General features: G+C 69.4%; 8 protein-coding genes and 2 pseudogenes. 6 read left to right on the top strand and 4 right to left on the bottom strand.

Annotation, left to right across the window (positions count from 1 at the left end):
- Positions 1–186: 186 nt before the first annotated feature.
- From ABD466_RS34530 to hflX, 3 genes and pseudogenes are all read left to right on the top strand, one after another.
- A complete protein-coding gene (locus tag ABD466_RS34530) occupies positions 187–3,171 on the top strand; it encodes an AfsR/SARP family transcriptional regulator (RefSeq protein ID WP_344661445.1) in 2,985 nt (994 codons plus the stop codon).
- A 692-nt stretch (positions 3,172–3,863) separates the two neighbouring features.
- Positions 3,864–4,124, top strand: a pseudogene (locus tag ABD466_RS34525) (helix-turn-helix domain-containing protein); the annotation flags it as partial.
- A 565-nt stretch (positions 4,125–4,689) separates the two neighbouring features.
- Positions 4,690–6,198, top strand: coding sequence for a GTPase HflX (hflX, locus tag ABD466_RS34520; RefSeq protein WP_344661444.1), 1,509 nt, complete (start codon positions 4,690–4,692; stop codon positions 6,196–6,198).
- Positions 6,199–6,255: 57 nt separating this feature from the next.
- Here hflX and ABD466_RS34515 read toward each other — a convergent pair.
- Positions 6,256–7,834, bottom strand: a pseudogene (locus ABD466_RS34515) (IS1182 family transposase).
- 1,125 nt (positions 7,835–8,959) lie between these two features.
- On the opposite strand from ABD466_RS34515, the gene ABD466_RS34510 reads away from it, so the two are divergent.
- Positions 8,960–9,616, top strand: coding sequence for a ComEA family DNA-binding protein (locus tag ABD466_RS34510; protein ID WP_344661443.1), 657 nt, complete (start codon positions 8,960–8,962; stop codon positions 9,614–9,616).
- A gap of 4 nt (positions 9,617–9,620) precedes the next feature.
- The gene (locus ABD466_RS34505; RefSeq protein ID WP_344661442.1) at positions 9,621–10,541 is read left to right on the top strand and encodes a hypothetical protein; all 921 of its coding nucleotides are present in this window, start codon (positions 9,621–9,623) and stop codon (positions 10,539–10,541) included.
- A 221-nt stretch (positions 10,542–10,762) separates the two neighbouring features.
- Here ABD466_RS34505 and ABD466_RS34500 read toward each other — a convergent pair whose 3' ends face one another.
- Complete coding sequence (locus ABD466_RS34500) at positions 10,763–11,995, bottom strand: AlbA family DNA-binding domain-containing protein (protein WP_344661441.1); 1,233 nt, start codon at positions 11,993–11,995, stop codon at positions 10,763–10,765.
- A gap of 1,198 nt (positions 11,996–13,193) precedes the next feature.
- Between ABD466_RS34500 and ABD466_RS34495 the strand changes: the two genes are divergently transcribed.
- On the top strand, positions 13,194–13,439 hold the full coding sequence (locus ABD466_RS34495) for a hypothetical protein (protein ID WP_344661440.1): 246 nt from the start codon (positions 13,194–13,196) through the stop codon (positions 13,437–13,439).
- A gap of 13 nt (positions 13,440–13,452) precedes the next feature.
- Here the strand turns inward: ABD466_RS34495 and ABD466_RS34490 are convergent, their stop codons facing one another.
- Positions 13,453–14,151 (bottom strand): hypothetical protein, encoded by a 699-nt coding sequence (locus tag ABD466_RS34490; protein ID WP_344661439.1) that lies wholly within the window; start codon positions 14,149–14,151, stop codon positions 13,453–13,455.
- A gap of 20 nt (positions 14,152–14,171) precedes the next feature.
- Complete coding sequence (locus tag ABD466_RS34485) at positions 14,172–14,432, bottom strand: PadR family transcriptional regulator (protein WP_344661495.1); 261 nt, start codon at positions 14,430–14,432, stop codon at positions 14,172–14,174.
- Between the last annotated feature and the right edge of the window lie 377 nt (positions 14,433–14,809).

Here is a 14,809-nt window from a genome sequence, read left to right as displayed (position 1 = left end):
CCGCGGCTCCTGAGCGGTACGCCGCACCCGGGAAGCGCCAGGTGTCACCTCGTCGCGCTATGGTGTGGCCTTGACGGTCCGAGCGGTCTAGTCCACCGTCCGGGCCGGGGGACGCCCGCGGCACGACACTGCCGCGGGACCGAGTCACGGCCGCGGGGGGCCACGTTCATGAGGTGGGATCGGTCAGTGGTGGTGCAGTTCGGGCTGCTCGGCCCGGTCCGCGCGCTCCGGGTGGGCGACGCGGGGCCGCCGGCGGAGGAGCTCAAAGTGGGGTCGCCCCAGCAGCAGGCGGTGCTGGCGCTGTTGGCGTCGCGCGCCGGGCGGGTGGCGACCGCTGATGAACTCATAGAGGGACTGTGGGGTGATGAGCCGCCCGAAGGCGCGCTCGGTACCGTCCGGACATATGCGTTCCGGCTTCGTAAGGTCTTCGGCGCAGACGCCATCGTCTCCATCGCCGGCGGCTACGCGCTCCAAGCCGAGCGTTCGCAGGTAGACCTGTTCACGTTCGACGACCTTGTGGCGTCCGCAGACCGGCGCCGCCTCGCCGGGGACATCACAGGCGCGCGCAACGACCTCGCCGCCGCCTTGGCACTGTGGCGCGGTACTCCGCTCGCCGGTATACCCGGCCCCTATGCGGATTCGCTACGCGCAACACTGCTAGAGCGGCGTATAGCAGTACAAGAGGGCCGGATCGGCTTGGACCTGGTTCTGGGACGAGGGGGAGAAGCAGTCTCGGAACTGACGGTGCTCACCGCCGAGCATCCGCTCCGCGAAGGGCTGCGCGCGCAGCTCATGCTGGCGCTGTATCAGACCGGTCGCCAGGCCGAGGCCCTCGGCGTCTACGCCGACACCCGGCGACTCCTGCACAGTGAGCTCGGAGTCGAGCCCGGCAGCGAACTCGGTGAACTGCATCAGCGGATCCTGCGCGCCGACCCGACACTGGCCCGGCCGGTGCCGGACAACACAGAGAGCGTTCATAAAGCCACGGACACCGTGGCCGTCGCTGTTCCGGCACCGACGCCGTCGCCAGTCCCGGAACCGGCGGCCAAGGTGCCCGCCCAGCTCCCCGCCGACACAGCGGACTTCACCGGACGCGAGAACCTCACCGGCGTCCTCGCCGCGCGGATCGCCGCCACGGTCGGCCAGTCGGTCGCCGTCTGCGCGCTGTCCGGACTCGGGGGAGTGGGCAAGACGGCGCTCGCCGTCCATCTCGGGCACCAGGTGCGCGCGGAGTTCCCGGACGGTCAGCTCTATGTGGACCTGCGCGGCGGCGACCCGGATCCGGCGGATCCCGCATCAGTCCTCGCCGCCTTCCTCCGCGGGCTGGGGATGCCGGAGGGGGAGACCGCCCCCGGCGTGGAGGAGCGTGCCGCGGCTTACCGGTCCGCGCTGGCCGGTCGCCGGGTGCTGATCGTCCTGGACAACGCGCGCGACGCCGCACAGGTGCGTCCTCTGCTACCCGGCTCCGCGGGATGCGCGGTGATCGTCACGAGCCGCCCCAAGCTGACCGGTCTGGCCGGAGCGACGTTCGCCGACCTCGATGTGCTGGACCCCGGTGAGGCGATGAACATGTTCACGCGCATCATCGGTGAGGAGCGTCTCGGCGCGGAACACACAGCGGCCATCGAGGTGGTGGCGCTGTGCGGATACCTGCCTCTCGCTGTACGGATAGCCGCCTCACGTCTGGCGTCGCGGCCGCACTGGCGCATCGCCTCGTTGGCGGCGCGCCTGTCGGACGAGCGGCGTCGGCTCGGTGAGCTGGCCGTCGGCGACTTGGCCGTCCGTACTGCCTTCGAACTCGGCTACCACCAGCTGACCCCGGTGCAGGCCGACGTCTTCCGGCGGCTGTCGTCCCTGGACAGTGCCGACGTATCGGCCGGCGCGGCCGCCGCCCTGCTCGGTCTGGACGAGGCGGACACCGAGGAAGTGCTGGAGTCGCTCGTCGACGCCGCCATGGTGGAGTCGGCGTCGCCGGGGCGTTACCGGTACCACGATCTCCTGCGTCTCTACGCGCGCGAACGCTATGAGGCAGAGGGCGCGGACAGTGTTCCCGCGTTCGTGAACCTTCTCGACTACTACCTGGCGGCAGTGCGGCGTCTGCGCCATATCCTCCCAGAAGAGCACGGGCTCGCTCCGACACGTTCCTTCGGGCGGGATTTCTCCTCTCTGGAGGAGGGGGTGCGGTGGATCGCCGCCGAGGGGAACACGGTGGAAGCCGTGTTCGACCGCCATGTGCTGACCCAGCCGGCTTCCGGGTGGAGCCCGGCACCGCTGACCTTGGCCGTCGAGCTGCTCGACCATCTGGTGGCACTGCCGGGCATCGAGCGGTACGCCGAGGAACTGGCGCAAGCCGGGCGCAACGCCGCCGCGGCCGCGGTGCAGACGGGCGACGTCCGCAGCGAGGCCCGAGCTCGGCACTCACTGGCGCGCATTCTCTATGCGACGTATCAGGTCGAGGCAGCGGCGGTGGAAGCCGAGCGGTCGAACCTGGCCGCTGAGCGCGTCGGCGGTGACCACACCCAGGCCGACGCCGTCAACCTGCTGGCGATGACACGTGCCGACCTCGGGAGGGACGAAGAGGCGATCGCGCTCTATGAACGCGCGGTCGCTGTGAGCCGGGAGTTCAAGGACGTCGCGGCGGAGGCCGCGGCGCGGCAGAACATGGCGCGCTCACTGCTGGTGCTCGGTCGGGTCGAGGATGCCGTGAGAAGCACTATGGCCGGCCTTGAGCTGAGCCGCGCCCTGGGGGACGACGTGTCGACCGGATACGCGCTCTTCCAGACCGGATCCGTCTACCTGGAGACGCACGCTTACCAGGAGTCGTCGACCTACTTCTTCGACGCGGCGCGATACTTCGCCGGCGTCCACCCGTCGATGGAGGGGGCCGCGCACGCTTCCAGCGCGCGGGCGCTGCTCGCCCTGGGGGAGGCGAGCCGGGCGCTGGATTACGCCGAGCGCGCCGTGACCGTCCTGCGGGGGACCGCCGACACCTGGCAGCACGCCACCGCGCTGGCGGCCCTGGCCGACGTGCTGGACGTCGCCGGACAACCGGAACGGGCGAAGGGCTGCCGGGAGGAGGCGCTCGCCATGTTCATCGTGATCGGGGCCCCGGAAGCGGATCAAATCAGGGGTATGCTCTACGCCCCGGGACCGGTTTCAGCAGCCGGCTGAGCGCCGAGTCACGGAATCCGTGGAGCGATCCACAAGAGGAAAGCAGGAAAAATGGGGGAAACGGCAGTGCGTGCGTCCCAGGCTCCGGCCGCGGCGCACCTGCCGGGCGGTCCGGCGGTCACCACCGCCTCCGCCGCTCCGCGTGAGACTGGACGCACCACGGACGCGGTCCGGGTGATCGTCCGCCAACCTGCGCACCGGGTGCGCGGGCGGCTCACTGCGGGGCCCCGCTGACTCCGGACCTTCGGAGGGAAAGCGGGCGGTGACAGGAGAGCCGATCCGGCAGTGGACAGGTGCCCCACCGTTGTGGCGTCCATCACTCGGACACCACCGCGTGCACTGCCGGTTCGGCCTCCCGGCCACCCCTTCGGTCACCATCTGTTACGCGGACGTTCACAATGCGTGTACCGTATAGATGTTCGATTTCGTCCGTAAGGTGGCCATCACCCGACGCTTGTCGGTGCTGCGGGATACGGTGGCAGTACAGGGTTGACGCGGTGCACGGTCCGCCGGATGCAACCTTTCGGAATGGAAACCCCGTCGTGACCGTTGAGAACCATTGAACGGGGAATAACAACAAGCAAAGCAGGAGAGTAATCCGGCAACTGCCGGGGTACGGTGGCTCCACAGGCTCATGATTCTCACAGGAAAAACAGCAGGCCAGCGGAAACGATGAGGGAGGGGAAGCCGAGATGATCTTGGTTCGCCGCCTACTCGGCGACGTGCTGCGCGGCCGGAGGCAGCGCAGCGGACGGACGCTCCGTCAGCTCGCCGCGACGGCACGAGTGTCCCCCGGCTACCTCTCCGAGGTGGAGCGGGGACAGAAGGAGCCGTCGAGCGAATTGTTGGCCGCCATCTGCGACGCGCTCGAGGTGAAGCTCTCCGACGTGCTGCTCGAGCTGTCGACCGAACTGGCCGCCGCGGAGCCCGCGGCGGAGATCGAGGCCGCCGAGCTCGGCCGCCTGGGGCCGGCCGACGGGCGCCCGCAGCGGGTGCCGATGCCGCCGGCGCGCACCGGCCAGGCCGACGGCGCCGCCGACGGCAAGGACCGCACCGGCTCCGGCCAGCGGCCCGGCGTCGAGGTCGTCGTGGGCGCCGGCGCCCCGCGCGCGGCCCGCACACTGCCGACCGCGAAGATCCCGACCGCCGTCATCAACTCCCGGACGGCCGCGAGCCGCCCCGGGAACACCCGTCCGCCGTCCGGCTCGCCGCGGGTGGCGCCCAAGACCGGCGCCGTACCCCAGGCCGCGCTCGGCCCGGGGCTGGGCTCCGGCCTGGGCCCGGCGCTCGGACCGCAGCCGCCGGTCGGACCGCTGCCCTACCTTCCGGGCTCGCCGCTGCCGGGTCCGGAGAACCCCTACACGTTCGGCACGCCACGGCTGCCCTCCCCGACGGGCCGGTGATTAATCCGGTGTCGGTGATCGCAGCGGCGTGCCACCATCGAGGCGGGGAGAGCGTTTCTCCCCGCCTCGCGGCGTTCCGGCGCCGCACCTGTCACGACTGATGAAGAGGAAGCACATGACGGAATCCCACAAGGACGCTGCCCGCGACGAGGTCTACGCACTGAACGACCTGGACACGCCGGAAGCCGAGTGGGACACCGAGGACGCCTTCGACGCTCCGGCCCCGCTCTACCGCAACCGCTGGGCCGAGTCCCGTCACGACGGGGAGCAGTTCGACCTGGAGGAGCGCACGTCGCTGCGCCGGGTGGCCGGACTGTCCACCGAGCTCGAGGACGTCACCGAAGTCGAGTACCGGCAGCTGCGCCTGGAGCGCGTGGTGCTGGTCGGGGTCTGGACCGAGGGCACCGCGGCGGACGCCGAGCTGTCGCTGCGCGAGCTCGCGGCGCTGGCCGAGACCGCCGGCTCCGAGGTCCTGGACGGCGTGATCCAGCGCCGCGACCGGCCCGACCCGGCCACCTACATCGGCAGCGGCAAGGCCGCCGAGCTGCGGGACATCGTCCTGGCCTCCGGCGCCGACACCGTGATCTGCGACGGCGAGCTGAGCCCGGGCCAGCTGATCCACCTGGAAGACGTGGTCAAGGTCAAGGTCATCGACCGCACCGCGCTGATCCTGGACATCTTCGCCCAGCACGCCAAGAGCCGCGAAGGCAAGGCCCAGGTGGCGCTGGCCCAGATGCAGTACATGCTGCCGCGCCTGCGCGGCTGGGGTCAGTCGCTGTCCCGCCAGATGGGCGGTGGCCGCGGCGGCCTGGCCACCCGCGGACCCGGTGAGACCAAGATCGAGACCGACCGCCGCCGCATCCGCGAGCGGATGGCCAAACTCCGCCGCGAGATCGCGGACATGAGCAAGGGCCGCCAGACCAAGCGCGCCGAACGCCGCCGCGGCTCGGTCCCGTCGGTGGTCCTCGCCGGCTACACCAACGCCGGCAAGTCCTCCCTGCTCAACCGCCTGACCGGCGCGGGCGTCCTGGTGGAGAACGCCCTGTTCGCCACCCTGGACCCGACCGTCCGCCGCGCCGAGACGGAAGGCGGCCGCGCCTACACCCTGTCCGACACCGTCGGCTTCGTCCGCCACCTCCCGCACCAACTGGTCGAGGCCTTCCGCTCCACGCTGGAGGAGGTCGGCGAGAGCGACCTGGTCCTGCACGTCGTGGACGCCAGCGACGAGGACCCGGAGGGCCAGATCTCGGCGGTCCGCGCCGTCTTCGCCGACCTCGGCGCCGGCGACGTCAAGGAGCTGATGGTCTTCAACAAGGCGGACCTCGCCGACCCGGCGGTCCTGGCCCGCCTGCTCCGCCGCGAGCCGCACAGCGTCGTCGTCTCCGCCCGCACGGGCGAGGGCATCGACCAGCTGCTCGCCGCCATCGAGCGCGACCTGCCCCGCCCGGGCGTCGAACTCGAGGCCCTGGTGCCGTACGACCGGGGCGACCTGGTGGCCCGCATCCACGCCGAGGGCGAGATGCTGAAGGAGGAGCACACGGACCACGGCACCCTGGTCCGGGCGCTGATCCACGCGGATCTGGCCGCACAGCTGGAACCGTTCCGGACGGTCGGAGCGGTCTAGAACGCCAATGAAGATCTTGTTGTGAGGGGCCGTCCTGTTTCCGGGGCGGCCCCTGGATCATGTGGTGGCGGTCAGGGCCCAGGTGCCGTTGGTGTGGTGGAGTCCGAGGTTGACCAGTCGGCGCAGGTTGAGGGCGGCGGCGCGGTGGTGTAGCCAGGTGTTGTTGGCGATGACGCCGCGGTAGGGGACGCGGCGGTTGCCGGCGGCGACGAGCCAGGCGATGGCGCGTTCCACGGGCGGGCGCCAGCGGCGGTATTCGGCCTGCCAGTCCGGGTCGGATCTGGCCTGGTCGCGGGCTGCTTTGAGCACGTCCCAGTCCGGGTGGACGCTGAACACCCGGCCGGTCTTGGACTTCGTGCACCGCGCTCGCAGCGGACAGGTCTGGCACAGGGTCTTGAACTGGGCCTGGCGCTGGCCGTTGCGTTGCGGCTTGCCCAGGGCCTTGACGTGCCCGGCCGGGCAGGTGACGGTGCCGGCGGTGGTGTCGACGGTGAAGTCGTCGGCGGTGAACCCGCCGGGGACGGCTTGCTGCAGCGGAGCCGGCTTGAGCACCGGGGTGTGGCCGTCGGCTTCCAGCACTCGCCGTAGCCGCCCGGTGCCGTAGGCGGTATCGCCCAGCACGGTCAGCCCGGGGTCCTCGCCGTCCAGCAGCATCTCGGCGACGGCGGCCTCATGATTGTCCGGGCCGAACCCGGCGGTGAGTTCAACCGCGGTGAACAGCCCGACCTCCGGCTCGAAGGCGACGTGCGCCTTGTAGCCCTCCTGATGCCGGCTGCGGTTCTTGTGGATGTTGCCGGGCCTGGGGGTCGACGGTGGACACGGTGCGATCGGGCACGGTGCGCCGGGCGATGCGCCAGCGCCCGTCCCGGCCATCGCAGCCGTCGGCCGGCTCGACGTCCTGGCCCGCGACCAGCGCCAGCAGCCCGATGGCGTCGGCAGCCTTCGGCCCGAGCTCGGTCTCGGGCAGATGGCCCAGTATCAGCAGCGCATCACGGACAAGGGCATCCACCAGGCCGGTGCGGGCCTGCTCGTCGTTCCAGGCGATCCGCGGCTTGCCCGGATCGTCGTAGTCGTGGGCCGTGCAGTGCTCGGCCACGACCTGCGCCGCACCGGGAACCTCCCGCACGACCCGGCGCACCGCCGCGATCAGCTGGGTGACCGTGTCCTGGGTGGCCACCGCGTCATCCAGCACGGTGGAATCCAACGCCCGCCGCACCTTGCCCTTGAGCACCCCGGTCTCGGCGATCACCTGCTTGACGGTGGTGAACAGCCGCTGCGGGTCGGCCGAGCCGGACAGGCGCCGCCGGAAGTACGCCAGCAGCGAGGGATCAAAGCCGGTGTCCAACAGCCCCAGCCCGCATGCAGCCTTCCACCGCAGATCACACCGCAGCTCAGCGACCGTGTCGAAGTCCGACAGCCCGTGCAGATTCTGCAAAACCACGGCCGCGGCCAGCACTTGCGGCGGCATCGACGGCCGACCGTTCGGCGAGGGATACATGTCGGCGAACATCGACGCCGGGAACAGCGCCTTCCGATGCTCGGCCAGGAACGCGAACACCGACCCGACCGGAATCAACTCCCGGCAGGTCTCCCACACATCCGCCCCGACCAGCTCACCAGTCCACTCACCCTGCATAACAGCAGTCTGACCCCGACGCGGCCCCGCCGAGGTCAGAACGCATGATTTTCATGAGTCTTCTAGGCGGTCCCGACGGCCAAGCCACAGGGCGGCTGCCTCTCCCCCAGGAGAGGCAGCCGCCCTTTCGCATGACCACAGAAAACGCTCCCTGAAAACATGCTCATCGCCCGCGTATCGCAGAGCTGAACGAGTGACACCCCTCCCCACCAACGGCGCTTTATCCACAGGCCACAATCTCATCCTGGTATGCCCCGTTCCATCCCACTTACCGTCTCAGACATGGAACGAACCAACCCGGAACCCCCGCCGTACGGCAGCGCCCAACCCCGCAGCCCGCAGCCGACGACGGCCCGCACCCGGCTGGCCTCGCTCCATAGGGGCCCGACGCGGTACTGGTCGCCTGCCGCGTCGGGCCCCATGCCCCTCTCCGAAGCCCTCGCCGCCCGCCACCAAGCCGCCCGCCCCTGGTGGCACAAAGCAGCAGCCCGCGCCACCGCCCGCATCCCACCCGCCCTCCACGGCCGCTGGGCCCTCAGCACCACCGCGGCAGTGGCCCTCGCCCTCCTCGCCATGGCCGGCGCGGCCGTGGGCGGGTGGTACATGACGCGGTCGCAGGGGGCTGTTGTCGAGGTGGGCAGCGCTGCGGGGGCCGTCGGGGAGGGAGGGGGAGGGGGCGGGGGGAACGCGGGGGAGACGAGCGCGGGGGAGACGAATGCGGGAGCCGACGGCCACGGCGGCGGTCGGCTGGGCGCGGACGGTCCGGCGACACCGGCGAGCGATGCCGCTGCCGCTGCCGCTGCCGGTGGGGCGCCGGGGCGGCGGCTTGGCGCGGCGGAGGGCGGCGGGCGCGACGCGTGCCCGGCGCGGTCGGCGACGTCGGCGGCGTCGGCGCCGCCCCATGCGCTCGGCCCGGAAGGTGAAACGCGCGGAGCCACGGTGCGATCGGCGACGGCCCACGCGCTCGGGCCGGGAGGCGTGCTGCGCGCAGGCACTGTGCGATCGGCGACGGTCCACGCGCTCAGAACGAATCACGAGCCGCACGAACGCTCGGTGCGATCGGCGACGGCAACCACGACATACGTGCTGGGGCTGCGCGCAGGCACTGGGCGATCGGCGACGGCGATGATGCTTCACCTGCCGCAGCTCGAAGGGCAGCGTGGCGGCCTGGTGTGGTCGGCGATGCCTGATGCGCCGGCGCTGGAAGACGCGTCGCGCGATGCGCCGAGCACTCGCGTGGAGGCCAGCGTGACCAGCGTGGCGCAGCCCGCGCACACCCTCGCGGGCCCTCTCCCATGCCTCCCGCACGGCGGCACGCCGCCCGCCGCGACCGTCGCTGCGACCGTCGTCGTGGACGTCGAGGGCAAAGTGGCGCGGCCAGGGGTGCAGACGCTGCCGGCTGGATCGCGGGTCTACGAGGCGGTGGCGGCTGCGGGTGGGGCGCTGGCCGGTGTGGACGCGACCGCGCTGGACCTTGCGCGGCCCGTGGCTGACGGCGAGCAGCTGCGGGTCGGGATTGCGGGGGAGCCGAGTCCCGCGGTGGGAGTGGCCGGGCCGTCGGTGGGGGCGAAGGGGAAGCGGAAGGGTGGCCGGGTGGTGAATCTCAACACTGCGACGGTGGAGGAGTTGCAGGAAGTGCCGGATGTGGGGCCGGCGATGGCGGGGCGGATTCTTGAGTGGCGGGCCGCGCATGGGCGGTTCACGTCGGTGGGGCAGTTGCGGCAGGTGCGGGGGATCGGGGAGCGGAAGTTCGCTGAGATGCGCGACTCGGTGACGGTGTGATGCCGTGAGTCTGACCGCCATCTATCGCTTCGTCGACGTCGATCATCGGCCGCGGCGGGATCTGCGGCTCGTGCCGGTCCTGCTGGCCGCGTACGGCGCCGCCTGGGTCGGCGACGGGCAGGCCACCTACGCCGCGCTGCTGCTCTGGGCGGTCTGCGGCGCGGCGGGAGTCGCCCTGCTCGTGGCCGCACGCCGCCCGCCGACTCCGACGACAGCCGCGCAACCGGCACCCGGGCCGCCCGCACCTACCCCCAGACTCGCACCCCCACCCCCGCCCCCATCCCACAGGACCAACCCCGAAGCCGACCCCCGCACCCGCACCAAAACCCGCCGCCGCACCCTCGCCGCCGCCTGCCTCATCGCCGCCGGCGCCGGCACCGCCGCCACCACCCGCGCCATCGCCACCCACACCGGCCCGCTGCCCCGCCTCGCCGCCGCCCACGCGCAGGCGGCTGCCGACGCGGTCGTCACCGGCGACCCCCGCATCGCGGCCTCGCTGCACGGGCCCTTCGCCATCGTCCCCGTCCGGGTCGAGCGGGTGGACGGCGTCCGCGTCCGGCTGCCCGCCACCGTCCTCGCCTCCCGGCCCGACGAGTGGCGCTTCCTGCCCTCCACCCGTGTCCGCTTCACCGCCCGCCTCCGCCCCGCGCGGCCGGACACGCCTGACGCCGCTGCCCTGTCCGTCCGCCGTCCGCCGCAGGTTCTCGCCGGTCCGAGCATGCTCCAGAGCCTTGCGGGGCGTCTCCGCCAGGGGCTTCGCGACGCCTGCGCCGGTCTGCCCGCCGACCCTCGCGGTCTGCTGCCCGGGCTGGTCATCGGCGACGTCTCGCAGGAGCCGGCCGGCCTCGCCGCCGCGTTCCACGTCACCGGGTTGTCGCACCTCACGGCACTTATCTATAGGTCAACTCTGAACTCGGAGGTTTAGCTGCACCGATGCTATGAGGACATGTCTATGACGCAGGATCGTGCACCTCGTTGAAGACGTGTTGCACTAGGAGTCAGCTTGGCGGGTCTGATGGCTGTGGCGTGTAGCCGTTCGAGACGGGCCCCGCAGCCCCCCTCCGGTTGTGCGCACGGCCGCCGGTCATCGCGCACTCGCTCCGCCCTACCCGATCCGGTCCTGGTGCATCGGCTCGAGTCTCGAGGTCAGCTCTTGAGGAACTCCGCGTAGCGATCCACGACGGCCAGTGCCCGTAGCATCGCCCCGAGAAGCCGATTCGCGATTGCTCCGGGGGAGTCATTCAGCTCCGCCCAGGTGGTGGCGGTGGCTTGCCGATATTCGTCACGGTCGTAGCGTGCAGAGTTCTCGAAGCGAGATTCGTCGGGGACTGCCCGCAGGCCGCGCAACCCGGTTGCGCCGATCGCCAGCGACCAGTTGCCGATGTAGCCGCCCTCCTCGGCGACGGCGGTGACGACCGCCAGGAAGCGGCGTGTCAGGGCCACTGCCGCGGCGTCCCAGATGAACTGCTCGTCGTCGCGCCAGCAGTCGGAGAAGCGGGTGAAGAACAGTCGCAGTCCGCCGTTCTCGAACAGCTGCAACTCAATAGCGCGGGCGCCGGTGGTCTTGCTCTGCGGTGTGAAGATGCGGCCTTCGCCCAGGTTGCTGGTTGCGCGGGCGATGCCACGAGCGCGGCGGTAGCCGTTTGTGCCGAAGAGCAGGCTCGGTTCAACGGTTGGAAGGTCCTCCAGGTAGGGCGGATAAGCCTTGTGCTGGATGAGCTCTGCAAACCGCAGGTTGCAGTTCGCCGCGCTGGTGAACTCCAGCAACAGGTCCGGACGGCCGGCCTGGGGCTCGGCGACGAGGAACAGATGCGCCCGCCCGGACTCGTCAGTGATCGGGTCCTCTGCGATCTCGGCGTCCAGCAGCTCCAGCACATCCTGCTCGGCGACACGACGGCGCTGGTGCAGTCGAAGGACGTCGTCGTTGGACAGCTTGTGCTTGGTCTTGTCACCCCGGCCGAAGTAGTAGTTGTCGACCATGTGCGGGGCCGCAGGGCTGGCTGGGACATGGACGACTACGTAGCCGTTCGCCGGGTCCGCGTCCGATTCGATCCGGCTAGTGAGGATGTTCAAGGGCGGGTCGGGGATGGTGCGGGCGATCTGCTCGATCTTCTCCGGCAGGCCGTTGAGGGGCTGCGGGTCCAGCATGAACCTGCCGTTGGCCTTGTCCTCGGCTAGACCGATGATCAGGGTGCCGCCGTCATTGGCAAAGGAGGCCAGGTCCCGTGCAGTTTCGCGGTTGTCGCCCTTGGTGGCGACCTCCTTCTTGGCGTCCAGGTGGTGGCTCTCCTCGATAAGGCCGTTGTCGATCGCGGCCTTCAAGTCGGACTCGGTCTTCGGCATCCATCGCGGGTTGTCCGGCGAGAGGTAGATCGACATCAAGAAACACCTCGTCAGGGCTCGTTGTCAGCAGTCCGGACCGGCCGGGTCGTGGCTGCTGATTATCGCCTGCTTTGCGGGCATGTCGAGCCGGACGCCGACACCGATTGCGAAATCCCCCGAAGGAGTCATGGCGCCGGGTGGCGCCATGACTCGGCCGAACCATGGGCTTTCCTCTGTTGGGGTGCATTTCCAGCAAGCGGGTCCGATCCGTGTATGTGTTCAAGTAGCGTCGTCGTCGGCGGATATCAGCCTTCGAGCTTCTTCGGTGATGCGCCCAAGCGGGCGCGGGTTGACCGGCTTCTGCTTCCGAGCAGGGCCGGTGAACCCGGCCGGAGAGGAGGAGAAGGATGAAGCACGCCCGCAGAAAGCGTCGACGGGACCCGAGCCCATGGGTCGCTTTGGCGCCGCTGGTTCTGAAGCTGACGATCGAGATCGTCAAGCGCTTCACGAACTAGCGGGGCCGCCCGGAGGATGACCCTCCAAACGACCCCGACGCAAGCACCGGCGATGAGGCTTCTGGATTCAGCTCCCGGGGGCCTCTTCGTCGTTTTTGTGACCAGAGAGCCAGGGCCGTCTGGACCACCATCTTGGAACGTTCCTTGAGACTTCAAGGTTGGCGTCTCGGGCAAGACTACCGGCCTGCACGCCATTCCGTCGCGAAGTCTCGCAAAACGCCTGGTCACAACAATGCCCAGTGAAGATCCGTAGATGTCGGTCGCCGGACCTGCCCTCTCAGTCCACCCAACTTTGCCCAGCTTTATCCCCGTGGATCAGGTTGTGGCTAATCCGACAGACATGCAGGTCAGAAGCGTTTGGATCGGGTGTCTGAAACGTCCGTCCCATCAGGAACAGACGCCGGTCAGGTAGGCTGTGAACAGCGGATCTTGCGTCATGAAAATCACGATGCCGACGAGACCCACCAAACCTGGTCATGACCCCAGGATGCGTTCTGGCGGGCCGCAAGTTGTGCTACCGACCGGGTCCGGGACCGCGTGAGGCCCTAGCGGTCCGTTTGTCGGGATCGTCGTGAGCTCGTCCGGTCCAGGCTGGGAGCGACTGACCCGATTGACGTTGTTCTTTCTCCGCCTGGCTGGGGTTCGGATGCGCAGGTCTGGCAGCTTTCGTGTTAGCAGGCCCGGCAGCTTCCCGACGTGGGCACGGCAGCTCCTTGACTAGCAGTGGTTCCGGAGACTCGATGCCGATACTCGAGGGGAGCTTGCCGGTGCGAACCGCGCAGACAAGCTGTGCCAAGCGCAGGCTGCGCATTCCGTCGCTGAGAATCCATATCAGCGTCGCGAACACCGTGAAGAAACCAACCGCCGTGATGATAGCGGCTGGCCATCCGAACCCGACCCCGGCGGCCAAGCCCACCGCCCCGGAGGCAGTGCTGGCGATCGCTGCGCGCATGTGGCGGCTCAATCTCGTGAGAGGTGGACGGTAGGGGGATGCGATCATCAGACGGGCTGTCGTCGGCCGTAGGCGTGCAGCCGCCATGCAGTGATCGAGAGCGTTAACCAGACGCCGATCACGAAGAATGCTCGACGGATGCGGGAACGGCCGAGCAGCTCCTCGTGCCACTCTTCGGAATACCGCTCCTGGTCTGCTGCTGGCAGGACGAGCGTGGCCAAGTTGGTCAGCCGGCGAGACAAACGCGGTGCAGAGCCTCGTCGGCCGATCCGGGGCCAGCGCAGCCACGGCAGCAAGGGAAGGTGCGGCCGCGGTAGCTTCTCCAGCTGACCCCGCAGGACCGCGAGCATCGCCAGGCCCGTGTGGATGGCGTCAAAGGCGAGCTCGAATAGTGCTGCGATGATACGGACGAGTCGAAGCAACACTCGGAGCGGTGGACGAATGGGCGCCGCGAGCACCGCCATCGGCACGTAGTAGCGAAACGGCGTCAAGGTCACCCAGCTCAACGCGAACGTCGCCGTTCTGATGTGGTCCCGAGCACGGCACCGTGCGGCCTCGATCGTAAAGAGACGGGGGGCGATGAACTCCGCGAGGCGCATACGATCGTCGCAACGGTCGCACTCACACCAGAGGTATCGATCGACCCACATGGCGAAACAGGTAACTAAAGTCACCAGCCCGTAGATAATGTTGAGCAACTGCAACCGCGCACGTGCGCGTGATAGATCGAACGCCACGTCGAGCACGCGGCCACGGTTTGATGCCCTCATGACGTCGCGCCCGCAGAACCGGGCTTGCCTCCGAACGTGCGCCGCCTACTCTGGCGCGCCTGGTAGCTCTCTGCGAGAGCGAGTCGTGCAGCTTGGGCCCCATCGTTGCTCAGACGGTAATAGCGGCGACGAGGCCGACCGTCAGTAACGCTGATGTCAGGGTCTTCCCATTCTGACTCCAACCACCCGTACTCCCGCTCCAGGCGGGCCAAGATCGGATAGATCGTCCCGGAAGGGAGGTTGGCTGCGGCGCACATCTCCGAGCCGTACATCGGTTTGGTCGGCTCGGCCAGGAGGGCTCGGAGCACGGCCTGCGTCGGCAGAGTCATCCGCGGACTTCGGTTAGTCTCCATGTGTATAACTCTACATAGCTAGAGTGCGGAGTGGCAAGGTCGCAGTGCTCTGCGGCGAAGTGCCAAGGTCGCCCTGCCAGCAGCAGCTGAGCACGTTCATCCGTAGTCAGCTGGCATCCGATCGCATCAGAGGGCGTTCACCCGCGTCGATCACCAGACATAGTGTCAGTCCTACTCAGGACCAAGATCGGTGAAGGCCTGCAGTTTGACGTCGTCAAAGGGGCTTAGGATTCCTAACAAAATTGGTATGCCTGACCTGCGGGAATTGAGGCTTATCAGCC

The sequence above is a fragment of the Catenulispora subtropica genome (assembly GCF_039531675.1).
Taxonomy (GTDB): Bacteria; Actinomycetota; Actinomycetes; order Streptomycetales; family Catenulisporaceae; genus Catenulispora; species Catenulispora subtropica.
The sequence above is the reverse complement of the archived record's forward strand: the minus strand, read 5'-3'. Positions and strand labels throughout refer to the sequence as shown.